The organism is Amycolatopsis camponoti (assembly GCF_902497555.1).
In the GTDB taxonomy this organism is placed as follows: Bacteria; Actinomycetota; Actinomycetes; order Mycobacteriales; family Pseudonocardiaceae; genus Amycolatopsis; species Amycolatopsis camponoti.
The window spans coordinates 303049-329786 of sequence record NZ_CABVGP010000002.1 but is presented as its reverse complement, the minus strand read 5'-3'; the positions used below and the strand labels follow the sequence as shown (position 1 = coordinate 329786).

Annotated in this window: 9 protein-coding genes and 1 pseudogene; 3 read left to right on the top strand and 7 right to left on the bottom strand. The window is 72.7% G+C overall.

The window, feature by feature from the left end:
• Positions 1–175 precede the first annotated feature (175 nt).
• Positions 176–805 carry a ScbR family autoregulator-binding transcription factor gene (locus tag AA23TX_RS22135; protein WP_155544782.1) on the top strand — a complete coding sequence of 210 codons (630 nt, stop codon included), beginning with the start codon at positions 176–178 and terminating at the stop codon, positions 803–805.
• Between the two features lie 31 nt (positions 806–836).
• Here the strand turns inward: AA23TX_RS22135 and AA23TX_RS22130 are convergent, their stop codons facing one another.
• Positions 837–1454, bottom strand: coding sequence for a ScbR family autoregulator-binding transcription factor (locus tag AA23TX_RS22130; protein ID WP_230862660.1), 618 nt, complete (start codon positions 1452–1454; stop codon positions 837–839).
• Between the two features lie 292 nt (positions 1455–1746).
• On the opposite strand from AA23TX_RS22130, the gene AA23TX_RS22125 reads away from it, so the two are divergent.
• A complete protein-coding gene (locus AA23TX_RS22125; RefSeq protein WP_155544781.1) occupies positions 1747–2511 on the top strand; it encodes an AfsR/SARP family transcriptional regulator in 765 nt (254 codons plus the stop codon).
• Positions 2512–2578: 67 nt separating this feature from the next.
• Here AA23TX_RS22125 and AA23TX_RS50245 read toward each other — a convergent pair whose 3' ends face one another.
• The 5 genes from AA23TX_RS50245 to AA23TX_RS22100 form a co-directional block, all read right to left on the bottom strand.
• Positions 2579–3154, bottom strand: a complete 576-nt coding sequence (locus tag AA23TX_RS50245; protein ID WP_230862659.1) for a class I SAM-dependent methyltransferase — start codon at positions 3152–3154, stop codon at positions 2579–2581.
• A gap of 132 nt (positions 3155–3286) precedes the next feature.
• On the bottom strand, positions 3287–4114 hold the full coding sequence (locus AA23TX_RS22115; protein ID WP_155544780.1) for an ABC transporter permease: 828 nt from the start codon (positions 4112–4114) through the stop codon (positions 3287–3289).
• Positions 4111–5037, bottom strand: a complete 927-nt coding sequence (locus AA23TX_RS22110) for an ATP-binding cassette domain-containing protein (protein ID WP_155544779.1) — start codon at positions 5035–5037, stop codon at positions 4111–4113. The genes AA23TX_RS22115 and AA23TX_RS22110 overlap by 4 nt, the downstream gene beginning before the upstream one ends.
• A gap of 178 nt (positions 5038–5215) precedes the next feature.
• Complete coding sequence (locus AA23TX_RS22105) at positions 5216–15442, bottom strand: type I polyketide synthase (RefSeq protein ID WP_155544778.1); 10227 nt, start codon at positions 15440–15442, stop codon at positions 5216–5218.
• Positions 15443–15456: 14 nt separating this feature from the next.
• Positions 15457–20184: a type I polyketide synthase gene (locus AA23TX_RS22100; RefSeq protein ID WP_439328790.1), complete on the bottom strand. Its 4728-nt coding sequence runs from the start codon at positions 20182–20184 to the stop codon at positions 15457–15459.
• Between the two features lie 71 nt (positions 20185–20255).
• Between AA23TX_RS22100 and AA23TX_RS22095 the strand changes: the two genes are divergently transcribed.
• Positions 20256–21440: an RNA-guided endonuclease InsQ/TnpB family protein gene (locus tag AA23TX_RS22095; protein ID WP_155544777.1), complete on the top strand. Its 1185-nt coding sequence runs from the start codon at positions 20256–20258 to the stop codon at positions 21438–21440.
• Positions 21441–21486: 46 nt separating this feature from the next.
• On the opposite strand, the pseudogene AA23TX_RS22090 reads toward AA23TX_RS22095, so the two are convergent.
• Positions 21487–26601: pseudogene (locus tag AA23TX_RS22090) on the bottom strand (type I polyketide synthase); the annotation flags it as partial.
• Positions 26602–26738: the final 137 nt, after the last annotated feature.

The following is a 26738-nucleotide window of genomic DNA, read 5'->3' as shown; positions in this document are numbered from 1 at the left end:
CCCCAGTACTCCCCCGCTCCATTTGTAGCCGAACCGGACACCTAAAACCATACCAACCGAGCGGTTTTTTTTAGTGGCTTTCCCGCGTCCCGGGCCGTAGACTGGCGTATCGACGCATGAGGTACCGCCGAATGGTCTACTGTGGACCGCCGGCCAGAAGCGAGAGGGGCTGGACGTGGCTCGCCAAGAACGTGCGGAGCAGACACGGAACGCGATCCTCGAGGCCGCGGCCTCCCGGTTCGACGCGGTCGGCTTCCTCGGCGCGAGCCTGTCGGACATCCTGACCGAAGCGGGTGTCACGAAGGGTGCGCTGTACTTCCACTTCAAGTCGAAGGAAGATCTGGCCGACGCGCTGATCGACGAGCAGTTCACGGTGTCGGACCCGCTCGAGCAGATCGAGAACCCGGGACTGCAGACGGTCATCGACCTCACGCAGGGCATGGCGGCCAGCCTGCAGTCCGACGTCCGGGTGCGTGCCAGCATCCGGCTCGTCATCGAGCAGGGCTCGTTCATCGCGCCGGCGGCCAACGCCTACAAGCGGTGGATCGACACGATCCACGGTTGCCTGCTGGCCGCGAAGGCGGCGGGCGACCTGCGCAAGGAGACCAACCCGCACGACCTCGCGCAGTTCGTGCAGGCGTCGTTCACCGGGATCCAGCTGAGCTCGCAGGTGCTCACCGGGCGGACGGACCTGCTGGAGCGGATCACGTTCATGTGGAACATGATCCTGGTTTCCGTGGTGCCGCCCCGGCGGCTGCACCGCTTCCTGCCGCAGGGCACGCTCGGCGAGCCCGCTTCCGTCTGACCACGCGAGAAGCCACGCCGGATCGGGCCGGTCAGGCTCCCGCGCCGGCGGTCGGCCGCGGTGACCGCTCGGCCAGCTCGATGAGGCGCCACAGCTTGCCGAGTGTCACGGCGAGGTCGCTGTCCGGCACGACGATCCGGCTGGACACCACGGATTCGAGGCCGACGCAGGTGACCACCACCAGCAGCTCGGCGGTCTCGAGCGGCACGTCCGGGCCGAGCTCGCCGCCGTCGATCGCGTCGGCGACGTACTCGTGGACCTGGGCCAGCCACGTCCGGGAGAACACGACGAACCGCTCGTCCACGGACCCCATCTCCCTGGCCATGCGGAAGCTCGCGCCGACCTTCGGATCGGTTTCGAGCCAGTGCATGAGGGCGCGGCTGAGCTCGGCGAGGCGCCGCAGGGCCGGCCGGGACACGGCGAGCTGACGGCTCACCTGCCCGCGCAGCACGTCCACGGCGGCGATCTGGACCTCGTCGCAGATCTCGTCCTTGGAGGAGAAGTGGAAGTACAGGCCGCCCTTGGTGACGCCGGCCGCCTGCGCGATGCCCACCATGCTGGTCGCGGCGTACCCGTCCTGGTGCAGGAGCACGGCCGCGGCTTCCAGCAACAGGCGCCGCGTGTGTTCCGAGCGTGCCTGCTTGGTCACCGTCGGTCCCCTCAGGTCGAGCCGTCCGGCGCAGGGACCCTGCGCGTCCCGATCATGATTACATACCAACCGCCCGGTTTACAACTAGGGGAACCCCAGAAACCAGCCCCTGGCAAGGCACTTGACGACCGTTCGAAGAACAAACCGACCGACCTCCCGGTTTTGTCTTGAAAACCGACCTCCCGGTTTAGTACGCTCCCCAGTGTGGGACCGGGCACATGGGCGCTGGAGGACACACTGGGGGCGCCAGGCCGGGCAGATCCGATCGACGCGGACACCGGAGGCACTGGAAATGGACTACGAGATACTGGGGCAGCTGAAAGTCGGCGGGCGGCCCGGCGTCAGCGCCCCGCGGGCACGCAAGATCGAGACACTGCTCGCCGTGCTGCTGGTCAAGCGCAACCAGGTGGCGACCACCGAGCACCTGATCGGCGAGCTCTGGGGAGAGCACCCGCCGGCCCGGGCGAGCGCCGCGCTGTACGTCTACGTCTCGCAGCTGCGGAAGCTCCTGCGCGGCACGGGTGAAGACGCGGACGACAGCCCGGTCGTGACGAGCCCGCGCGGCTATTCACTGCACGTCACCGACGGCGAGCTGGACGCCGACCGCTTCACCCGCCTCTACGAGCGAGGCCGGGCCCTGTACTGGGACCGCAACTACAAGGAGGCCGCGGCCGTCCTGCGCCAAGCCGCGAACCTGTGGCGCGGCGAGGCGTTCGGCGGCTTCACCGACTCCCCCGACGTCCAGGCGTACGCCACCCTGCTGGAGGAGACCCGGCTGGAGTGCCTGGAGCTGCTGATGGAGACCGAGCTGCTGATCGGCAGGCACCGCGAGGTCGTCGGGCAGCTTTCCGCGCTGGCCAAGGAACACACGCTGCGCGAAACGTTCTACGAGTACCTGATGACGGCCCTGCTGCGGTCGAACCGCCGTGCCGAAGCGCTGGAGACCTTCGCTTCCGCCCGGCACCACCTCGTCCAGCAGCTGGGCATCGAGCCCGGCAGCTCGCTGCGGAAGCTGCACCACAGCATCCTCGTCGGCGAGATGTCGGACGCGGTCTGATCCTCTTCCGCGTCCGGCCCGAAGGCAGCCCGGTCCACCGCCACCAGCGGGGGACCGGGCTTCTTCGTCAGCTGCGGTAGAGGGAAACGACCGGCGAGCCGCACGCGGCGGGCTCGCCGTACCAACCGCCCCAGCGGCTATCGAGCGCGAGATCGGCCAGCTCCGCCATCAGGTCCAGCTCCGCGGGCCACACGTAGCGCAGCGGCACGCCGTCACTCAGGAACAGCGTCTGGCGGGCGCAGTCGTGCCCGGTGACGAGCGGGTGCGCCGCCCAGCGTGCCGGGTCGGGGTGGAACCCCTGGACGACCAGGCCGCCGCCGGGACGCAGCAGCGTCGCGAGCCGGCGAACGAGGCGCACCTGCTCCCGCTGCACGAGCAGCCGGGAGAGGACGTCCGAGCCCGCGTAGACGACGTCGAAGCGCTGGCCGGGCAGATTGTCGAAGCCTGCCTCGGTGACGGCGTACCCGGCCGACGCGAGCGTGTCCGCCACCGGGCCACCGCCCGGGACGAGCACGCGCGGGCGGCGGGCGACGCGGTCGGCGACCTCGGCGAGGAACGCCGCCGCGCCGGCCGGATCCGCGGCCAGCGGTGCGGACCAGGCGTCAAGGGCCACGGCCGGGTTCTCGGCGATGCGGGTCGGCATCGGGGCCACCTCACTTCACGGACTGGTCGGATGTTCTCTACGCAGAGTGCCGGACCGATCTAAAGTCGACCTAGCGCACGCGAAAAGGCGGCCCGTGCTCGGAGCACGGGCCGCCTGGGCGTTCGCGGGAGATCAGCCGCGGGCGCGCTGGTGGAACTTCCGGATCGCCAGGTACGCGGCCCCGGCGGTGATGACCGTCCACCAGGCCAGCGCCAGCCAGCCGGTCGAGCCCAGGTCCGTGCCGTTCATCAGGCCGCGGAGGGCGTCGATGAGCACGGTCACCGGCTGGTTGTCGACGACCACCCGCAGCACCGACGGCATCGACGCCGTGGGCACCAGCGCGCTGGTGGCGTAGGGGACGAAGACGAGGATCATGCCGAGACCGCCCGCGCCTTCGACGGTCTTGGCGATCGACCCCAGGAGCGTCGCGAGCCAGAACACGCCGGTGGCGAACAGCGTCAGCAGGCCGATCGCGCCGAGCCAGCCGAGCACGCCGGCCGCGGGGCGGAACCCGACGGCCAGGCCGACCGCGACCATCACCACGAACGAAAGCAGGCTGCGCAGCACGCCGGACACGACGTGGCCCACGAGCACGGCCGGGCCCGCCATGGGCATCGACCGGAACCGTTCCACCAGGCCCTGCGTGAGGTCCGAGGCCACGCCCACCACCGTGGACGTCGAGTTGAAGGCGACGCTGATGGCCAGCAGGCCGGGCACCAGGTAGTCGATGTAAGCCATGCCCGGCACGGTGATGGCGCCACCGAACATGAAGCGGAACAGCAGCAGGAGCGTGATCGGCAGCGAGACCGCCTGGATCAGCATCTCCATGTTGCGCGCGATGTGCTTGACGTTGCGCCCGACCAGCACGCGGCAGTCGGACAGCGCCAGCGCGAACGAGGATCGGCTCGGGGTGTCGGGGAGCTGCGTTCCCTCGACCTCCCTGGACAGGGTCTGGGTCATCGCTTCTCTCCCGCGGTTCCGGTAAGGGTGTGGAAAACGTCGTCCAGGGTCGGCTCGGACAGCTCGAGGCCGGTGGTCTCGAAACCCGCGTCGGCGACCTGGTTCAGCACCCGCCGGACCTGGCCGGGCTGGTCGATGGCGACGCTGACCGTGTCGTCGATCAGCACGCCGCCGGTGATGCCGTACGCGCGCTCCGCTTCGGCGGCGGTGGCGAAGGTGAGCTTCAGCCGCTCGGTCCCGACCTTGCGCTTCAGCTCGGCCGCGGTGCCCTCGGCGACGACGCGGCCCTTGTCGATCACCGCGATCCGGTCGGCCAGCTGGTCGGCCTCTTCGAGGTACTGCGTGGTGAGCAGGATCGTGGTGCCGCCGTCGAGCAGCTCGCGGATCGCGTCCCACATCGCCGAGCGGCTGCGCGGGTCGAGGCCGGTGGTGGGCTCGTCGAGGAACAGCACCGGCGGCGAGGTGATCAGGCTGATGGCCAGGTCGAGCCGGCGGCGCATGCCCCCGGAGTAGGTCTTGACCTGGCGGTCGGCGGCTTCGGTCAGGTCGAACTGGGTGAGCAGCTCGGTGGTGCGGGTCTTCGCCTCGGCCGTGGCGAGGTGGAACAGCCGAGCCATCATCCGCAGGTTTTCGCGGCCGGTGAGCAGCTCGTCGACCGCGGTGTCCTGCCCGGTGAGGCCGATCTGCTCCCGCACCTTGCGCTTGGGCCCGCCGAGGTCGTGGCCGTTGATGGTCACGGTGCCGGCGTCGGCGTCCAGCAGGGTGCTCAGGATCCGCACCGTCGTGGTCTTCCCGGCGCCGTTCGGGCCCAGCAGCGCGAACATCGTGCCGCGCTGGACACTCAGGTCGACGCCTTCCAGGACGTCCACGTCGCCATAGGACTTGCGCAGCCCCCGTGCTTCGATTGCGTAGCCGGTGACCATCGGTTACCTCTCCTCATTCGGATCAAGATCGTGGTGAAGCACGGGAACTCTCCGTTCCAGTGGGCCATAGCCCGTTCGGGAGCGGCAATAATGGCCGGGTCGGGCCAAGTTAGGGGTCTGCCGCGGCTTGTCGTGAGTGAGAAACAGGGTTAGAACACTGTTTCTCACTCACGACCCCCTAGTCGTCGTCCCCACCGCCGATCGCCATGCTGATCAGGGCGTCGGTGTCGAGGTCGTCGATCGTGGCCTCTTCGACGGCTTCGGTCTCTTCTTCTTCGGGCAGACGCACTCCGGCCAGCTCCAACAGCCCGTCCAGGAGCCCCGCGGCGCGCAGCTTCTCCAGCGGGATGCCCGCCAGCGCGTCGCGAACCCCTTGCTCGGTAACGGTTTCCTCGACGACCTCGACCTCGGCCGGCGCGAGTTCGCCGACCAGGTGCTCGGCGAGGATCCGCGGGGTCGGGTAGTCGAAGATCAGGCTCACCGGCAGCTTCAGGCCGGTGACGAGGCTGAGCTTGTTGCGGAACCCGGTGGCGGACAGCGAGTCGAAGCCGACCTCGTTGAACGAGCGATCCGGTTCCACCGCCTCCGGCCCGGCGTGGCCGAGCAGGGCGGCGGCGTGCGTGCGCACCAGCGTCAGCACGGTCGGGACGCGCTTGGCCACCGGCAGGCCCGCCAGCTTGCGGGCCAGTGTCTCGGTGTCCTCGGCCGCGTCCTGCGCCGCGCGCCGGCCGGGTGTGCCCGCCAACCCGCGCAGGACGGCGGGCAGGTCGTCGTCACCGGACGACGCCAGCACCCGGGTGTCCAGCGCGATCGGCACCAGCAGCGCTTCCGCGGCACCGGCCGTCGAGTCCAGCAGCCGCAGTCCGTCCTCAGTGGACAGCGCCGTGATCCCGATGTGGTGCGTGTCCGCGCCTTCCAGGGCCTCGCCCATGCCACCGGCCCACAGGCCCCACGCGAGCGACGTGCCCGGGAGACCTTCGGCCCGGCGCCGGACGGCGAGAGCGTCGAGGAACGCGTTGGCCGCGGCGTAGCTGCCCTGTCCTGGGGCGCCGAGGACGCCGGCGGCCGAGGAGAACAGCACGAACGCGGTCAGGTCCAGGTCCCGGGTCAGTTCGTCGAGGACCGACGCCGCGTCGGCCTTCGGCCGCAGCACCGTGTCCAGGCGGTCCGGGGTCAGCGACGTCAGGATGCCGTCGTCGAGGACACCGGCGGCGTGCACCACCCCCCGCAGCGGCGCTTCCGCCGGGATCCCGGCCAGCAGTGCGGCGACGGCGTCGCGGTCGGCGACGTCGCAAGCGGCGATCGTGACGTCCGCGTCGAGCGCGGCCAGTTCGGCCGCCCCCGGCGCGTCGGCGCCTCGGCGGCTGACCAGCAGCAGGTTCCGCACGCCGTGCTCGGCGACCAGGTGCTTCGCCACGGCCGAGCCCAGCGCGCCGGTGGCGCCGGTGACCAGGACCGTGCCTTCGGGGTCCCACACCGGGGCCGCGACCGCGTCGGCCGCCTTGGCCAGCCGCGGCACCAGGACCGCACCGGCCCGAAGGGCGACCTGCGGCTCGTCGGACGCCGCCACCGCGGCGAGCGTCCGGCCCGCCGGGGTGCCCGCGCCGAGGTCGACGAGGGTGATCCGGTCCGGGTGCTCGGCCTGCGCCGAGCGGACCAGGCCGGCCACCGCGGCCCCGACCGGGTCGGGGTTCTCCCCCGCCTCGGTGGCCACCGCACCGCGGGTCACGACGATCAGCGACTCCCCCGGTCCGGCCAGCCAGGACTGCAGCAGGCCGAGCACGCGGTGCAGTTCGGCGTGCAGGTCGTCGCCGGCCACCGGGAGCACAGCGTGGCCGGTTGCCCCCGCCTGGGCGCAAAGGGCCTCGGTGAGGCCGAAGGCGTCGTCGCCCAGCACGGACCAGTCGGTGACTTCGGCGACCGCGTCCAGCTCGGCCGGCTCCCAGGCGACGCGGAACAGCGAGTCGCCCCCGCCGGTCTGCGCGGCCTGCGGAACGGCGGACATCGGGCGCAGCAGCAGCGATTCCACGGACGCGACCGGGGCGCCGGCCCCGTCGGCGACGTCCAGCGCGACCGCACCGGTGCCGACCGGGCGGACGTGGACGCGCAGGGTCGTCGCGCCGACGGCGTGCAGCCGCACGCCTTCCCACGCGAAGGGCAGGGCCGGTTCGGACCCGGCCGCGCCGGAGACGCCGATGGTGTGCAGCGCGGCGTCGAGCACGGCCGGGTGGACGCCGTAACGGTCCACATCGGACACCGAAGCCGGGAGCCGGATCTCGGCGAACGCCTCGCCGTCGCGCTTCCAGGCCGCGACGAGCCCGCGGAACGCCGGACCGTAGGCCAGGCCGTCGGCGGCCAGCTCCTCGTAGGTGCCCTCCAGGTTGACCTGCTCGGCACCGGCGGGCGGCCAGGCCGTCAGGTCGAAGTCCGCCGCCTTGCCCGCCTTGGCGAGCTTGCCGGTGGCGTGCCGCGTCCACGCGGCCGCCGAGCCTTCGGGACGCGAGTGGACGCTGAACGCGCGGGTGCCGTCGGCGCCCGGGGCGTCGAGGGCGAACTGGACGCGGACGCCGGTCCGCTCCGGCACGACCAGCGGGTACTCCAGGGTCAGCTCGTCCAGCCGCGGGCAGCCCGCCTCGTCGCCCGCGCGGATCGCCATCTCGACGAACCCCGTACCGGGGAACAGGATCGCGCCGCCGACGACGTGGTCGGCCAGCCACGGGTGGGTGCCCACGGACAGCCGTCCGGAGAACAGCAGTCCCTCGGCGCCGGCCAGTTCCAGCGCCGACCCGAGCAGCGGGTGGTCCTCCTGGCTCACCGATCCGGTGGTGCTCTCCAGCCAGAAGCGCTGCCGCTGGAACGGGTAGGTCGGCACGGCGACCGGCCGGGCGTCGGTGGGCTCGTAGATCGCGGCCCAGTCGACGTCGACGCCGCTGACGTGCAGCTGCGCGACGCCGGTCAGCGCGGCGACGGCTTCGTCGTTCTCCTTGTGCAGCATGGACGCCAGGACCTCCGGCCGTTCGTCGAAGCACGCGGCCGTCATCGCGGCGAGCGTGGTGTCCGGACCCAGCTCCAGGAACCGGTTGACGCCCTCGGCCGCGGCGCGGGTGACCGCGTCGGCGAACCGGACGCCTTCGCGCACCTGCTGGACCCAGTACTCCGGGGAGGTCAGGTCGGCGCCCTCGGCGACCGTCGAGATGACCGGGATCCGCGGCGACGCGTAGGTCAGCTCCGCGGCGATCGCGCGGAACTCCTCGAGCATCGGGTCCATCAGGCGGGAGTGGAACGCGTGCGACACCTTCAGCTGCTTGGTGCGCTCGAACTTCGCCGCCACCGCGGCCACGGCGTCGGCCGCGCCCGAGATCACGACGGAGTTCGGCCCGTTGACCGCGGCGATGTCGACGCTGTCGTCGCGAACTTCCTCCGGCGTCGCTTCGATCGCCACCATCGCGCCGCCGGTCGGCAGAGCCTGCATCAGCGCACCCCGGGCGACCACCAGCTTGGCCGCGTCCGCCAAAGAGAGCACTCCGGCGCAGTGGGCCGCGGCGATCTCACCGATCGAGTGGCCGACGAGGACGTCCGGCTTGACGCCCCACGCCCGCACCAGGCGGAACAGCGCGACCTCCAGCGCGAACAGCGCGGGCTGGGTGTAGCGGGTCTCGTCCAGCTCGTCGGTGACCGAGCGGATCGGACGGTCCAGGTGCCGGTCGACTTCCGCGCAGACCTCGTCGTACGCGGCCGCGAAGGCCGGGAACTGCTCCGCGAGCCGGGCCCCCATGCCGACGCGCTGCGCACCCTGGCCCGCGAACAAGAACGCCGTGCGCCCGCCCGCCGTCGCGATACCGCTGACGACTCCGCGCGCCTCCTCTTCGTCGACCAGCGCGGCGAGACCGCGGACGAACTGCGGCGACCGGCTGCCGATCAGCACCGCACGCCGGTCGAACGCGCTGCGCGTGGTGGCCAGCGAGAACCCGATGTCGGCGAGGCTGCCCTCCGGATCTTCGTCCACATAGGACATCAGCTGCTCGGCCCGCGCCCGCAGCGCGGCGGCGCCGCGACCGGACACCGGCCAGGCGACCGGGCCTTCGTAGTCGTGCCCGGCGGTGACTTCCCGGCGGTCACCCTCCTCCAGGATGACGTGGGCGTTGGTGCCGCTGACGCCGAACGACGAGACGCCGGCCCGGCGGATGTGCCCGTTGGGCAGCCACTTCACCGGCTCCACCAGGGCCCGGACCGAGCCGGACGACCAGTCGATCTCGGTGGACGGACGGCCGACGTGCAGCGTCGCGGGCAGCTCGCCCTGGCTCATGGCCATGACCATCTTGATCACCCCGGCCGCGCCGGCCGCGGCCTGCGTGTGGCCGAGGTTCGACTTGACCGACCCGATCCACAGCGGACGGTCGGCCGAGGTCTCCTTGCCGTAGGTGGCCAGCAGGGCCTGGACCTCGATCGGGTCGCCCAGCTTCGTACCGGTGCCGTGGGCCTCGACGGCGTCGACGTCGGCCGCGGTGATGCCCGCGTCGGCCAGCGCCGCCCGGATGACGCGCTGCTGAGCGGGGCCGTTGGGAGCGGTGAGGCCGTTGGACGTGCCGTCCTGGTTGACCGCGCTGCCCTTGAGCACCGCGAGCACCGGGTGACCGAGGCGGCGGGCGTCGGAGAGCCGTTCCAGCACGACCACGCCGACGCCCTCGGACCAGGTGGTGCCGTCAGCGTCGTCGGAGAAGACCTTGCAGCGGCCGTCGGCGGCCAGTCCCTTCTGACGGCTGAACTCGACGAACGTCTCCGGCGTCGCCATCACGGTGACGCCACCGGCCAGCGCCAGCGTGCAGTCGCCGCCGCGCAGGGCCTGGGCGGCCATGTGCATCGCGACCAGCGAAGACGAGCACGCCGTGTCGACGCTGACCGCCGGGCCCTCCAGGCCGAGCGTGTAGGACACCCGGCCGGTGACGATCGAGCCGGCGCTGTTCGCGCCCACGTAGTCGTGGTACTGGACGCCCGCGTAGACGCCGGTCGGGCTGCCCTTGAGCGACGTCGGGTCGATGCCCGAGCGCTCGAGGGCCTCCCAGCAGGCTTCCAGCAGGAGCCGCTGCTGCGGGTCGATGGCCGGGGCTTCCTTCGGCGAGACGCCGAAGAACGTCGCGTCGAAGTCGCCGGCGTCGTGGACGAACCCGCCGCGGGCGACATAGGTGGTCCCGGGACGGCGGCCGGTCGGGTCGAGCAGGCCGTCGACGTCCCAGCCGCGGTCGGCGGGGAAGTCGCCGATGGCGTCCCGGCCGTTGGCGACCAGCTCCCACAGCTGCTCGGGCGAGGTGACCCCGCCGGGCAGCCGGCAGGCCATGCCGACGATCGCGATGGGCTCGTCGTGCGCCGCGGACGCCACGGTGACGACCTGGTCCGGCGCGCCCACCAGCTCGGTGAGCAGGTGGGTGGCCAGCGCCGACGGCGTCGGGTGGTCGAAGATCAGGGTCGCGGGCAGCCGCTGCCCGGTCGCCGCCGTGAGGCCGTTGCGCAGCTCGATCGCGGTGAGCGAGTCGAAGCCGAGCGACTGGAACTGCGCGGACGGCTCGATCTCGTGCGCACCGCCGTAGCCGAGCACGGTGGCGGCGTGGCCGCGGACCAGCTCGAGGACGGCGTCGGCCCGGTCCGCCTCCGGCAGGGCCAGCAGGCGGGTGGCGAACGAGTCGGCCACGGTCGGCGTTCCGGCCGCGACGCGCCGGGTCGGCCGTCCGGTCAGTTCCTCCAGGGTCTTCGGGATCCGGTCCAGCTTCCGCAACGCCGGCAGGTCGAGCTTCACCGGCACGACGGCGGCCTGGCGGGAGGCCAGCGCGCGGTCGAACAGGTCCAGAGCGTCCGAAGTGGACAGTGGCACGACGCCACCCGCGCCGAGGCGGGCGACCTCGGCGGCGGACAGGGTGCCGCCCATACCGCCGACCTCGCCCCACAGGCCCCAGCCCAGCGACAGCGCGGGCAGGCCGTGCGCGACGCGGTGGGCGGCGAGGCCGTCGAGGAACGCGTTCGCGGCGGCGTACCCGCCCTGGCCCGGAGCGCCGAGGACGCCGGAGACCGACGAGAACAGCACGAACGCCGAGAGCGCCGTGTCGCGGGTGAGTTCGTGCAGGTTGAGCGCGCCGTCGACCTTCGGCCGCAGCACGGTGTCGACGCGCTCGGGCGTCAGCGCGGTGATGACGCCGTCGTCGAGGACGCCGGCGGCGTGCACCACGGACGTGAGCGGGTGCTCGGCGGGGATCGCGGCCAGCACCGCGGCGAGGGCGGCACGGTCGGCGACGTCGCAGAGCGCGATGTCGACGTGGACGTCCAGCTCGGCACCCAGGCTCTCCAGCTCGGGCGTGCTGCGGCGGCTGACCAGCAGGAAGCGCCGGACGTCGTGCTGCCGCGCCAGGTGCCGGACGAGCGCGCCGCCGATCGCGCCGGACGCGCCGGTGACCAGCACGGTGCCGCCCGGGTGGAAGTACGCCGGTTCGGCGGCCGCCGCGGTGCGCACCAGGCGCGGGACGAGCACCGTGCCGAAGCGGACGGCGGCTTGGGGTTCCCCGGTCCCGAGGACCTGGGGCAGGACCTCGGCCGCGGTGCTTTCCGCGTCCAGGTCCAGCAGCACGAACGTGTCCGGGTTCTCCTCCTGCGCCGAGCGCACGAGTCCCCAAGCCGCTGAGGCGGCGAGGTCGCTGACGCCCCCGGCGGCGGCAACGGCTCCGCGGGTGACGACGACCAGGCGCGCGTCCGCCGGGTGCTCCTCGGCGAGCCAGTTCTGCAGCGCGGCCAGCACACTGTGGGTCAGTTCGTGGGTGTCGGTGCCCGCGCACTCGAAGACCTCGGCGGCGGATGCGTCCACAGTGGACTCAGCGGGGATTCGCTGCCATTCGATCCGGTAGAGCGGCGCCTCGGCCGCGACCGGCGCGGTGAACGCACGGAACACGGTCTCGGCGACGGTGGCGACCGGCGCGCCGGTCGTGTCGGCGAGGTCGACCGCGAAGCCGTCCTCGGTGGTCGGGGTGAACCGCACCCGCAGCGCGGAGGCGCCGGTGGCGTGCAGCTCGACGCCGGTCCAGCAGAACGGGACGCGGCCGACTCCGCCGTCTCCCCCGCCCGCGACGCGCAGTGCGTGCGTGCAGGCGTCGAGCGCGGCCGGGTGGAGGCCGAAGCGCTCGGCGTCGCTGTCCTCGGGCAGGGCGACCTCGGCGAACACCTCGCGGCCGCGCTTGAAGACGGCGCGCAGCGAGCGGAAGAGCGGGCCGTAGGTGAGGCCGGTGTCGGCGAAGTCGTCGTAGATGCCGTCGATCGCGACGGGCTCGGCGCCCGCGGGCGGCCATTCGGTCAGTTCGGTGCCGCGGTGGGTCTGCGGCGCGACGGTCCCGCCGGCATGCAGCACCCACGGCTCGCCGGTGTCTTCGGGGCGCGAGTGGATCTGCACCGGGCGGACGCCGTTCTCGTCCGCGGCACCGACCGTCACCTGCACCTGGACGCCGGTGCGGTCCGGGACGACCAGGGGGCTGCCGAGCGTCAGTTCTTCGATCCGGCCGCAGCCGACCTGGTCGCCGGCGCGGATGGCCAGCTCCAGGAAGGCCGTGCCGGGCATGGTGGCGACGTCGCCGAGCCGGTGCCCGTCCAGCCAGGCGTGCGTCTCGAGCGACAGGCGGCCGGTGAGGACGACGCCGTCGGTGTCGGCGAGCGCGATGGCCGCGCCGAGCAGCGGGTGCCCGGCGGACGTCAGGCCGGCCGCGGTCACCTCGTCGCGGTTGGCGCGGGCGTCGAGCCAGTAGCGCTTGCGCTGGAAGGCGTACGGCGGCAGGTCGGCGCGCCGGGCGCCACGGCCGTCGAACACCGCGGCCCAGTCCGGGTTCAGGCCGCTGACGTACAGCTCGGCCAGCGCCGTGAGCGCCGCCCGCGGTTCGGGACGGTCCTTGCGCAGGACCGGCACGACCACGGCGTCCGTCGCCTGCTGGGTGAGCGCGGACAGCACGCCGTCCGGCCCGACCTCGACGAACCGCGAGACGCCCTGGTCGCTGAGCGCGGTGAGCCCGTCGTGGAACCGGACGGCCGCGCGGACGTGCGAGACCCAGTACTCCGGCGTGGCGATCTCGGCCCCGGCGATCGAGCCGGAGACGTTGGACACCAAGGGGATCGTGGGCTCGGAGTAGGTGAGCGTGCGCGCGACCTCGGCGAACTCGGCCAGCATCGGCTCCATCAGCGGCGAGTGGAACGCGTGCGACACCTTGAGCTTCGACGACTTGCGGCCTTCGAACCGCGCGACCACGGCGGTGACGGCGTCTTCGGTACCGGACAGCACAACCGAGTCCGGGCCGTTGATCGCGGCGATGCTGACGTCTTCGGTGAGGTGCGGCGTGACCTCGTCCTCGGTCGCCCGCAGCGCGACCATCGCGCCCCCGGTGGGCAGCGCCTGCATCAGCTTCGCCCGGGCCGCGACCAGCGTGCAGGCGTCGGCCAGGGACAGCACCCCGGCGACGTGCGCGGCGGCCAGCTCGCCGACCGAGTGGCCGAGCAGGAAGTCGGGCTTGATGCCCCACGACGACAGCAGCCGGAACAGCGCGACCTCGATCGCGAACAGCGCGGGCTGGGTGTAGCCGGTCTGGTTGATCAGGCGCGGCTTGTCGAACACGACCGTCTTCAGTGGACGGTCGAGGTGCTGGTCCAGCTCGGCGCAGACCTCGTCCAGCGCGGTGGCGAAGACCGGGAACGCGGCGGCCAGCTCGGCCCCCATGCCGGCCCGCTGCGCGCCCTGACCGGAGAACAGGAACGCGGTCTGCCCTTCGACCAGCTCGCCGGCTTCCACGGCCGCGAGACCCGCCTTGCCGTCGAACACCACCGCACGGTGGCTCAGCGGCGAGCGTGACGTCGCCAACGAGAACCCGATGTCGAGTGCCGAGGCCTCCACCTCGGACAGTCGGGCTGCCTGCGCCTTCAGCGCGGCGGCACCGTGCCCGGAGAGGGGCCACGGGACCGGCACGTCCGCGGGCCAGCTCGGCGTGACGTCCTCGACGTCGATGGCGGGCGCTTCCTCGATGATCACGTGCGCGTTGGTGCCGCTCACCCCGAACGACGACACACCCGCGCGACGCGGCGTCGAGCCCGCCTCCCACGAACGTTCCTCGGTCAGCAGCTCGACGTTCCCGGCCGTCCAGTCGACCTCGGTGGTCGGCTCGGTGACGTGCAGGGTCTTCGGCAACAGGCCGTTCCGCATGGCCTGCACCATCTTGATCACGCCGCCGACGCCGGCCGCGCCCTGGGCGTGCCCGATGTTCGACTTGATCGAACCGAGCCACAAGGGACGGTCGCGGTCCTGGCCGTAGGTGGCGAGCAGGGCCTGCGCCTCGATCGGGTCGCCGAGCGTGGTGCCGGTGCCGTGTCCTTCGACGGCGTCCACATCGGACGCCGAGAGCTGCGCGTTCGCCAGTGCCTGGCGGATGACGCGCTGCTGGGACGGCCCGTTGGGAGCGGTGAGGCCGTTGGACGCGCCGTCGGAGTTGACCGCGGACCCACGCACGACGGCGAGGACGGGGTGGCCGTTGCGGCGCGCGTCGGACAGGCGCTCCAGCAGGAGGGTGCCCGCGCCCTCGGCCCAGCCGGTGCCGTCGGCGCTGTCGGAGAACGGCTTGCAGCGGCCGTCGGCGGCGAGCCCGCGCTGGCGGCTGAAGGCGACGAACGGGCCCGGGCGCGACATCACCATCACGCCGCCGGCGAGCGCCAGCGCGCAGTCGCGCTGGCGCAGGGCCTGCACGGCCAGGTGCAGCGCGACCAGCGAAGACGAGCAGGCCGTGTCGATCGTGATGGCCGGGCCTTCCAGGCCCAGTGCGTAGGCGATCCGGCCGGAGATGACCGAGCCGGCGTTGCCGGTGCTCAGGTAGTCCTGCACTTCACCGGCGAGCACCGACGGCGGCAGCTCGTCGTAGTAGTCCTGGTCGCCGCTGCCGAGGAAGACGCCGACCTGCTGCTTCGCCAGCGAATGCGGCGCGATGCCGCCGCGTTCGAAGGTCTCCCACGCCAGCTCCAGGACCAGCCGCTGCTGCGGGTCCATGGCCAGGGCTTCGCGCGGCGAGACGCCGAAGAAGGGCGCGTCGAACTGGGCGACGTCGTGGATGAAGCCGCCCTCGCTCACGTAGCTGGTGCCGGGGCTGTCGGGGTCGGCGTCGAACATCGAGTCCAGGCCCCAGCCGCGGTCGGTGGGGAACGGGCCGATGGCGTCGCGGCCTTCGGCGACCAGGGTCCAGAGGTCCTCCGGCGAGCGGACGTCGCCGGGGTACCGGCAGCCCATCGCGACGATCGCGATCGGCTCGGCGTCCGCGGCTTCGACCTCGCGCAGCCGCTCCCGCGTCTCCTGCAGGGTGGCGGTCACCCGCTTCAGGTAGTCGACCAGCTTGCTTTCGTCAGTCATCGTGGAGATACCTCTCAGGCGCCGAGCTCGTTGTCGATGAGGGCGAACAGCTCATCCGTGGTCGCGGTCTCCAGCACGTCGGTGGCCTTGGTGCCGGACAGGGTCTTGTGCAGGGTGGTGACCATCGCCTGCAGCCGGGCGACGATCCGGGACCGGTCGATCTCGGCGGCGTCCAGCCCGGCCGCCACGGCTTCCAGCCGGTCCAGCTCCACTTCGAGCGGGACGGCGGCCTCGCCGCCGCCCAGCTGGGTCCACAGGTGCTCGGCGAGCGCCTGCGGGTTGACGTGGTCGAAGGCGACGGTCGCCGGGAGCTTCAGCCCGGTGGCCGCGCCGAGCCGGTTGCGCAGGTCGACCGCGGTGACGGAGTCGAAGCCCAGCTCCTTGAACGCGCGGGCCGGCTCGACCGCCGATCCGCCGTCGTAGCCGGCGACCACGGCGACCTGGCCGCGCACCAGGTCCAGCAGCGTCCGCTGCTGCTCGGCCGGGGTGAGCGCGGCCAGCTTCGCCTTGAAGTCGCCGGTGTTCTCGACGGCTTCGGTCTTGTCCTCGGCGACCTCGGGCAGCGCGCGCAGCAGCGGCCGCGGGCGGGCGAGCTGGTAGACCGGGGCGAACGCGGCCCAGTCGATGTCCGCGACGACCAGGTGGGTTTCGTCGTGGTCGAGGGCCTGGCCCAGTGCTTCGACGGCGAGTTCCGGTGCCATCTCGGCCAGCCCCATGCGGCGCAGCAGGTCGCTCGCCTCGGCGTCGACCATGCCCCCGCCACCCCAGGAGCCCCAGGCGATCGCGGTCGCGGTGCGGCCCGCGGCCCGGCGGCGCCGGGCGAGGGCGTCGAGGTAGGCGTTGCCCGCGGCGTAGGCGGGCTGGCCCGAGGTGCCCCACACGGCGGCACCGGAGGACATCAGCACGAAGGCGTCCAGCTCGGTGTCGCCGAGCAGCTCGTCGAGCAGCGCCGCGCCGGTGACCTTGGCGCGAGTGGCCGCGGCGAACTCGGCGGGCGTGACGTCGGACAGCGGCGACTCGGCGGTGAGGACACCGGCGGCGTGCACGACGGCGGTCGGCGGGTGCTCGGCCAGCAGCGCCTCGACCTGCTCCTTGTCGGAGACGTCGCAGGCCACGACCGTCACCCCCAGTTCGTCGGCCAGCTCCCGCGCACCGGGCGCGTCGAGCCCTCGACGGCTGGTGAGCACGATGTTTTCGGCGCCGCGACCGGCCAGCCAGCGCGCGACGTGCGCGCCGACCGCCCCCGTGCCGCCGGTGACCAGGACCGTCCCGCGCGGCTGCCACTCGTCCGCGGTGCCCTTGAGCGGGGCATGGACCATGCGCCGGGCGAACACGCCCGACGGCCGGATCGCGACCTGGTCTTCACTGTCCACACCGGACACGACGGCGGCCAGGCGGGCGGCGTCGGCGGGGCCGTCGACGTCGACGAGGCCACCCCAAGTGGCGGGCTGGTCGAGCGCGGCGACCGTGCCGAGGCCCCACACGGCGGCGGCGGCCGGGTCGGCGCCGGAGAAGGCGTCGACCGCGACGGCGCCACGAGTGACGACCCACACCGGAGCGTCGCTGTCGCGGAGGGCCTGCAGAAGTGCGATGGTGGCGGCGACGGCGGTGCTGAGCGCGGGATGCTCCGGGTGTTCGCGGGTGTCGAGGGCCAGCAGCGACAGCACGCCGTCGAACGGCCGCACCGCCGTCGCTTCGGTGAGCACCTCGACCAGTTCCCCGTGCTCGGCGATCACCCGGACGACATCGCCCTGATCGGCGAGTGCGTCGGCCAGTTCGGCCGCCTCGGGGACGCCGGCCGGGACGACGACCAGCCAGGTGCCGATCAGCCCGCCCGTGACGCTCACCGGCGCCCAGGAGACGCGGTAGCGCCAGGACTCCACTGTGGACAGCTCAGTGCGGCGGCCGTGCCAGGCCGCGAGTGCCGGGACGATCTCGGCCAGCGGGGCGGCTTCGACGCCGAGCCGCTCCGCGAGACTGTCGACGTCTCCGCTCGTGACGTCCTGCCAGAAGTCCTGGTCGGCAACCCGCGCGGGCGCCGCCGTCGTGGTGGCTTCTTCCTCGAGCCAGAAGCGCTTGTGCTGGAAGGGGTAGGTCGGCACGTCGGTGATCCGGCCGCCGGGCACCAGCGACGCCCAGTCCGCCGCGCCGCCGCGGACCGAGTGCTCGGCCAGCGACGTCGCGAACCGCGTGAGGCCGCCTTCGTCGCGCCGCAGGGTGCCGGTGACGGAACCGTGGTACCCGCCTTCGTCCAGGGTCTCCTGGATGCTCATCGCGAGCACCGGGTGCGGGCTGATCTCGACGAACCGGGTGTAGCCCGCCTCGGCGAGCTTCGCCACGACCGGCGCGAACCGGACCGTGGTGCGCAGGTTGGTGAACCAGTACCGGGCGTCCATGGTGGCCCCGGGCTCCTCGGTCACCGTGGACGTCATCGCGACGCTTCCGGCACCGGGCGCGATCGGGCCGAGGTCGGCCAGCAGGCGGTCGGCGAGGTGCTCGACGTGCGCGGAGTGCGACGCGTAGTCCACCGGCACGCGCTTGGCGCGGAAGCCCTCCTTGACGAGCTGGTCGCGCAGCTCGTCGAGGGCCTCGCCGTCGCCGGACAGCACGGCCGAGGTGGCGCCGTTGTCGGCGGCCAGGGAGATCCGGCCGTCCCAGGCGTCCAGCCGGGTGAGCAGCTCGGCGGCGGGGAGACCGGCGGCGAGCATGCCGCCGCCGCGGCCACCGAGGACGTCCCCGATCGCCTTGCTCCGCAGCGCGACCACGCGGGCACCGTCCTGAAGGGACAGTGCGCCGGAGACGCTCGCCGCGGCGATCTCGCCCTGCGAGTGCCCGATGACCATGTCCGGCTCGACGCCGTGCGCGCGCCACAGCGCGGCCAGCGAAACCATCACGGCCCACAGCATCGGCTGGACGACGTCGACGCGGTCGGCCGGCGGCGTGCCGGGCTCGCCGCGCAGCACGGCGAGCACCGACCAGTCCGTGAACTCCCGCAGCGCGGCGTCGCACTCGGTCATCCGCTCGGCGAACGCGGGCGACTGCTCGATCAGCTCGATCGCCATGCCGGTCCACTGGGAGCCCTGGCCGGGGAAGACGAACACGGTCTTGCCGCGGACGTCGGCGGTCCCGGTGACGACGTCGGGCCGCGAACCGCCCGCGGCCAGCGTCTCCAGGGCCTGCGTGGCGTCCGTCGAGAGCACCACGGCGCGGTGGTCGAGCTTCGCGCGCCCGGCGGCGAGGGTGTAGGCGATGTCGGTGAGGTCACCGTCCACTTGCGACGCCAGCTGCCCGGCGGCCTCGGCCAGCGCGGCCGGGGTCTTCGCCGACAGCACGAGCGGGCAGACCGCGGGCTTCGGCGCCTCGGCGACGTCGGCCTCGGGGGCCTGCTCCAGGATGACGTGCGCGTTGGTGCCGCTGACGCCGAACGACGACACGGCGGCCCGGCGCGGCCGGTTCACCTCGGGCCAGTCGCGCGGCTCGGTGAGCAGCTCGATGGCGCCGGCCGTCCAGTCGACGTGCGTCGACGGCGTGCCGACGTGCAGGGTGCGCGGCGCCTTGCCGTGCCGCAGCGCCTGCACCATCTTGATCACGCCCGCGACACCGGCGGCGGCCTGCGGGTGGCCCATGTTGGACTTGATCGAGCCGAGCAGCAGCGGCTCGCCCGTGGCCCGCTGGCCGTAGGTCTCCATCAGCGACTGCGCCTCGATCGGGTCGCCGAGCGCGGTGCCGGTGCCGTGCGCCTCGACGAGGTCCACATCGGACCGCGACAGGCCGGCGTCGGCCAGCGCGGCCTCGATCACCCGGACCTGTGACGGGCCGTTGGGCGCGGAGAAGCCGTTGCTGGCACCGTCCTGGTTGATCGCGGAGCCGCGCAGCAGCGCGAGGACGCGGTGGCCGTTGCGGCGTGCGTCGGACAGCTTTTCCAGCACGAGGACGCCGACGCCCTCGGCCCACGACGTCCCGTCGGCATCGTCCGAAAAGGACCGGCTGCGGCCGTCGGCGGCCAGCCCGCGGCGGCCGCTGAAGTCGACGAACATCTCGGGCGTCCCCATCACGGCGACGCCGCCGGCGAGTGCGAGCGTGCAGTCGCCGTCCCGCAGGCCCTGCGCGGCCATGTGCAGCGCGACCAGCGACGACGAGCACGCGGTGTCGACCGAGACGGACGGGCCTTCGAGGCCGAGGGTGTAGGAGACCTGGCCGGAGACGAGGCTGCCGTCGGGGCTGCCGCCGCTGTAGTCGTGGTACATGACGCCGGCGTAGACCCCGGTCGGACTGCCTTTGAGCGCGTGCGGGTCGAGCCCGGCGCGTTCGAAGGCCTCCCACGAAGCTTCCAGGAGGATCCGCTGCTGCGGGTCGGAGCGGCGGGCGTCTCGGGGGCTGATGCCGAAGAACTCGGCGTCGAAGCCCGGGGCGTCGTAGAGGAAACCGCCGTGCCGCGTGTAGGTCTTGCCGGGCCGGTCGGGGGTGGGGTCGTAGATGCCCTCGACGTCCCACCCGCGGTCGGCGGGGAACTCCCCGATGACGTCCCGCCCCTGGTCGACCAGGTCCCACAGGTCGTCCGGCGTGCGGACGTCCCCGGGGTAGCGGCAGCTCATGCCGATGATGGCGATGGGTTCGGAGTGCTGGGCTTCCAGCTCCTGCACGCGGCGGCGGGCCGCCTGCAAGTCCGCCGTCGCGCGCTTCAGGTAGTCGCGGAGCTTGTCCTCGTTGCTCATGGCTTTCCCGTTCATCGAAGCTCCAATCGACTGCGCCCCCTGGGTTCGCCCAGAAGAGAAAGCCTGTTCCGTCGGTGGGACGCGCTACCTTGATCACGATGTCCAGATACCGGTTGCTGCCCACGCCCGTCCAGGTGGCCGGGCTGCTGGAACACGCCCGGCAAGCCAGGTTCGTCTGGAACCTGGCAGTCGAACAGCACGCGTACCGGCGGCCGGGCGGCGGCGCGGCACCCGGCTACTTCGAGCAAGCCCGTCAGCTGACCGAAGCCCGCGCCGAATTCGCTTGGCTTCGGGCCGGATCGGTTACGGTGCAACAACAAGCGTTGCGGGACTTCGCCCAGGCTATGCGGAACTTCTTCGCGGGCACAACCCGGCAACCGTCCTGGCGGAAAGCCGGCCGCGATGAGGGGTTCCGCCAAGTTGCGGTGAAGCCCGACCATGTGCAGCGACTCGGCCGCAAGGCCGGCCGTGCGTGGGTGCCGAAGGTGGGCTGGGTGCGATTTCGCTGGTCCCGTGTAGTGCCCGGGGGCGTGAAATCCTATCGGATCACCCGGGATGCGGCGCACCGTTGGCATCTTGCGTTCGCCGCCGTCCCGGACCCGATCCCCGCGCCCGGAAACGGTGCGGTGGTAGGGGTCGATCGAGGCGTCGTGGTCTCGGCCGCGCTTTCCACCGGCGAACTTCTCGTAGTTCCCCCGCTGACCGCCGGCGAACGGCGGCGGCTCCTTCGCCTGCAGCGCAAGTTCGCCCGCTGCGTGCCCGGTTCGCGCCGGCGAGCCAACGTCAAGGCCGCCATCGCGAAGCTCAAAGCTCGCGAGCGGGATCGACGTAAGGACTGGGTCGAAAAGACGAGTACCGAGCTGGCTCGCCGGTTCGACGTGATCCGAATCGAGAACCTCGATGTCACGAGTATGACCAGGTCCGCGAGGGGCACCCGGGAGCGGCCGGGCGTCCACGTCCCGTCCAAAGCCGGGTTGAACCGGGGCATCCTCGCCAGCGGCTGGGGCCTGCTCGCGACCCGGCTGGAGCACAAAGCCGCCGGTCGGGTGGAAAAGACCAAGGCCGCGTACACGTCGCAGACTTGCTCGGTCTGTGGGCACCGCGCGTCGGAAAACCGCAAGAGCCAAGCGGTGTTCCGATGCGTTGCCTGCGGACACCGCGCCAACGCCGACGTCAACGCCGCTCGCAACATCGCCGCCGGGCAGGCGGTCGCAGCACGCGGAGACCTCGGCAACAGCCGGTCTGCGAAGCGTGAACCTCACCTCTCGACCTCCCTCGCGTAGGCGCTGGTTCTGAGTTGAATCCCTCACCGACCGGCGAGGGAGGATGTCAAGAGATCCCCAGTTCTTCATCGAGCACGGCGAAGAGCTCGTCGTCGGTGGCTTCGTCCAGGTCGGCGGCCTCGGGGGTGCCCGTGTTCGCCTCGGTCCACTTGCGGGACAGCGCCTCGAGGCGGGCGGTGACCTTCGCCGTCGAGCCGTTCAGCGAGCCCGCGGCGGCCAGGGACGCCTCCAGGCGGTCGATCTCGGCCAGCAGCGAGTCGGCCGGGCCGCGGCCCGGGCCCAGTAGGGCGTGCAGGCGCGCGGCCAGCGCGGCCGGTGTCGGGTGGTCGAACACGATCGTCGCGGTCAGCTTCAGGCCGGTCAGGGCGCCGAGCTGGTTGCGCAGCTCGACCGACGTCAGGGAGTCGAAGCCCATCTCCTGGAAGGCCCGCTCCGGCTCGACGAACCCCAGGCCCAGCACCGCCTTGACCTGGCCGGACACGACCTCCAGCAGGTACGCCTGACGTTCGGACTCCGGGAGCGTCGCGAGCCGGGCCGGGACGGCGCCGTCGGTCTTCGCCGCCGTCCGGCGAGGTGCCGCGGGCCGGACCATGCCACGCAGGACCGGCGGCAGCGAGTCCGCGCGAGACCGCAGGGCCGCCATGTCCAGCATCACCGGCGCGAGGACGGCGTCCTCGGCGACCAGGCAGGCGTCGAACAGCGCGAGTGCGTCGGCGGTGGCCATCGGCGGGGTGCCGAGGCGGCGCAGGCGGCGGAAGTCGGCCTCGGCCAGCTCGCCGGCCATGCCGCCGTCTTCGGCCCAGGCGCCCCAGTCCAGCGCGGTCGCCGGGAGACCCTGGGCGTGGCGGTGGCGGGCGAGTTCGTCGAGGAAGGCGTTGGCCGCGGCGTACCCGGCCTGCCCGGCGGCCAGCACCGTGCTCGCGGCCGAGGAGAACAGGATGAACGCGTCGAGGTCGCGCGTGAGCTCGTGCAGGTGCCAGGCACCGTCGACCTTCGGGGCGAAGACGCGGTCCAGCTCCTCGTCGGTGAGGTTCTCGACGCGGCCCGCGGACGGGACGCCCGCCGCGTGCACCACCGCGGTCAGCTCGACGCCGTCGAGCAGCGCCGCCACTGACGCGCGGTCGGTGACGTCGCAGCTGGCGATGGTGACTTCGGCGCCCCAGGACTTCAGCTCTTCGCGCAGGGCCGCGGCGCCGGGTGCGTCCGCGCCGCGGCGGCTGGTCAGCAGCAGGTTCCGGACGCCGTGGTCGGTCACCAGGTGCTTCGCGACGACAGCGCCGAGGCCGCCGGTACCGCCGGTGATCAGGACCGTGCGTTCGAGGTTCCAGCCCAGGTCACCGGACGGCGTCGCCGCGACCAGCCGGGGGACGTACGCCTTTCCGTCGCGGACGGCCACCTCGGGCTCGCCGGTGGCCAGCGCGGTTTCGGCGTCGCCGTCGACGAGCACGAACCGGCCCGGGTTCTCGGCTTCCGCCGCGCGCACCAGGCCCCACACCGTCGCGAGCGCCGGGTCGACGTCCTCGCCGTCGACCGACACCGCGCCGCGCGTGACCACGGCCAGGCGCTCCTCGGAGCCCTGGATGGCGGCCAGCACCTGCCGGGTGGCCGCGCGGGCCCGCTCCGGAACCGGACCGTCCGGTGTGGACACTTCCAGCACCTTCGCGACGACCGCCGGGCCCGAGGGTGCCGGCTCCCAAGCCGTGCGGAACAGCGCGTTCGGGGTGAGCTTGTCGAGCGAGATCGCCCGTGCGGCCAGGGAATCGACCGTCAGCACCGGGTTTCCGGTGGCATCGGCGATCCGCAGGGTGATGGTCTCCGGCCCGGTCGGCGACACGTGGACGCGGACCGCTTCGGTTCCGGCGGCGTGCCAGGTCGTGCCGCTGAAGGAGAACGGCAGCATCGGCTTGACGTCGTCGTCGCCGGGGGCCGGGCCGAGCAGCTGGGCGTGCATCGCGGCGTCGAACAGCGCCGGGTGCAGGCCGTAGTCGCGGGCGCCCTCGGGGAGCGCGACCTCCGCGTAGACGTCGTCGCCGCGGCGCCACATCGCGCGCAGGCCCTGGAACGCCGGGCCGTAGTCGTAGCCCAGGTCCGCGAGCTGCGCGTATGGGTCTTCCAGGGGGATCTCGGTGGCTCCGGCGGGCGGCCATTCGGCGAGGTCGAACGCCGGCACGTCCGCTTCGGCCGTGATGAACCCTTCGGCGTGCCGGGTCCAGGCGTCTTCGCCGTCCGGTCGCGAGTGGACGGTCAGCCGCCGCCGGCCGCCGTCCTCGGCGTCCAGGGTGACCTGGAGGGCCGCGCCCGTCGTCAAGGCGAGCGGGGCCTGCAGGGTCAGCTCTTCGATCCCGGTGTAGCCGATCTCGTCGGCGGCGGCGCGCGCCAGCTCGACGAACGCCGTGCCGGGCAGCAGGATCGTGCCAAGCACGACGTGGTCGGCGATCCACGGCACGGTCTCGGCCGACAGCCGCCCGGTCAGCACGACCGTGTCCGACTCGGGCACGCGGACGACGGCGCTGAGCATCGGGTGCGCGGCCGGCTGCTGGCCGTGGTCGGCGGCGTCGCCGGTCGTGGTGGTGGCCGGCAGCCAGTAGCGGGTGCGGCGGAAGGCGTAGGTCGGCAGCTCGACGCGTCGCGCCCCGGCGTAGAACGCCGTCCAGTCCACGGGAATCCCGCGGGCGTGCAGCGCGGCGACCGCGGTGACGACGGCGTGCGCCTCGTCGCGGTCCTTGCGGGCGGCCGGGACGAAGGCGAGCGATTCGTCGTCGGAGGCGGTGCTCGCGGCGGCGGTCAGGACCGGGGCCGGGCCGATCTCGACGAACGTCCGGACGCCCTCTTCGAGAAGCGAGCGCAGGCCGTCGTCGAACCGGACGGTCGCGCGGACCTGCTCCACCCAGTACTCCGGCGAAGTCAGGTCGGCGTCGGCGGACACCGTGGAGACGATCGGGATTTCGGGCTTCGCGTAGGTGAGTTTCGCCGCCACGGCCGCGAACTCGGCCAGCATCGGCTCCATCAGCGGCGAGTGGAAGGCGTGCGAGACGTGCAGCTTCTTGGGGCGTTCGAAGTGCGCGACGACGGCGGCGACCTCGTCCTCGGCGCCCGAGACCACCAGGGAGCGGGGGCCGTTGATCGCGGCGATGCTCACCCCGGCCGTCAGCAGCGGGGTCACCTCGGCCTCGGTCGCCGGGATCGTGACCATCGCCCCGCCGGCGGGGAGAGCCTGCATGAGCCGCGCACGGGCCGCGACGAGCGTGCAAGCGTCGTCGAGCGAGAGGATCCCGGCCACGTGGGCCGCGGCCAGCTCGCCGATCGAGTGGCCCAGCAGGTGGTCGGGCTTCAGGCCCCACGACTCGAACAGCCGGTATAGCGCGACCTCGAACGCGAACAGCGCGGGTTGCGTGAAACCGGTCCGGGCCAGGGCATCGGCGTCGTCGAAGACCGCGCGGTCGAGGTCGAGCCGGTCGCACACGGCGTCGAGCGCGGCGGCGAACACCGGGTACTTCGCGGCGAGGACCGTGCCCATGCCGGCGCGCTGGGCGCCCTGGCCGGTGAAGAGGAAGGCCGTCCGGCCGGTGCCCCGGCGGTCGCGGACGACGTTCGGCGCGTTCTCCCCGGCAGCGAGCGCGGTCAGCCCGGCACGCAGCTCGGCGATGTCGGAGCCGACGACGACGGCGCGGTGGTCCAGCGCCGAGCGGGTCGTGGCCAGCGAGAACCCGACGTCCGCCAGGTCTCCCTCGTGGTCCACGAGCTGCTGGGCCTGAGCGGCGACAGCGTCCGCGGTGTCCGCCGAGACCGGCCACGCGACCACCGGGACGTCAGCCCCCGAGGGCTCTTCGGCGGCGGATTCGGCCTGCTCGATGATCACGTGGGCGTTGGTGCCGCTGATGCCGAACGACGACACCGCGCCGCGGCGGGGCCGGTCGGCCGCGGGCCACTCGCGGGCCTCGGTGAGCAGTTCCACCGCACCGGCCGACCAGTCGACGTGCGGTGACGGCGTGTCCACGTGCAAGGTCTTCGGCAGGACGCCGTGCCGGATGGCCTGCACGACCTTGATCACGCCGCCGACGCCCGCGGCCGCCTGGGTGTGCCCGATGTTGGACTTGAGCGAGCCGAGCCACAGGGGCTGGTCCGCCGGGCGGTCCTGGCCGTAGGTGGCCAGCAGCGCCTGCGCCTCGATCGGGTCGCCGAGCTTCGTGCCGGTGCCGTGCCCTTCGACGAGGTCGACGTCCGCTGTGGACAGTCCGGCGGTGGCGAGGGCCTGGCGGATCACGCGCTGCTGGGCCGGTCCGTTGGGGACGGTCAGACCGCTGGAAGCGCCGTCGGAGTTGACCGCGCTGCCGCGGACGACGGCGAGGATCTCGTGGCCAAGGCGCTGGGCGTCGGAGAGGCGCTCGACGACGAGCACGCCGACGCCTTCGCCCCAGCCGGTGCCGTCGGCACCCGCGGCGAAGGCCTTGCAGCGGCCGTCGTCGGACAGGCCGCGCTGCTCGGTGAAGTAGACGAACGTTTCGGGGGTGGCCATCACCGTGACGCCGCCGACGAGGGCCAGCGAGCAGTCGCCGCGGCGAAGCGCCTGCGTGGCCCAGTGCAGGGCGACCAGGGACGACGAGCAGGCGGTGTCGACCGAGACCGCGGGGCCTTCCAGGCCGAGTGCGTAGGCGACCCGGCCGGAGACGACGCTGCCGGCGGCCGCGTGGCCGAGGTAGTCGTGGTACATCACGCCGGCGAAGACGCCGGTGCTGCTGCCGCGCAGGGTTTCCGGGACGATGCCCGCCCGCTCCAGCGCCGTCCACGACGTCTCCAGCAGCAGCCGCTGCTGAGCGTCCATGCCGAGCGCTTCGCGGGGCGAGATCCCGAAGAACTCGGGGTCGAACTCCGCGGCGTCGCGCAGGAAGCCGCCTTCGCGCGTGTTCGTGGTGCCGGGCCGCTCGCCCGCAGGGTCGTAGAGGCGGTCGAGGGGCCAGCCGCGGTCGGCCGGGAACGCGCCGATGGCGTCGGTCCCGGTGCCGACCAGCTCCCAGAGGTCGTCGGCGGAGGAGACCCCGCCGGGATAGCGGCAGTCCATGCCGACGATCGCGATCGGCTCGCTGTCGCGCCGCCGGACCTCCTGCAGGGCGCCCTTGGCCTCGCGCAGGTCGGCGGTCGCGCGCTTGAGGTAGTCGAGCAGTTTCCGCTCGTTTTCGGCGCTCACGCCATTACCCCCTGGAAAACGGTATTCACGTAATCGACCACCTAACCGCGGAAAAGAGTGGAAGGTGCCACGTCGAAAACGCTACCGACGGTCTTTGTGCCGCCCCACCCCTA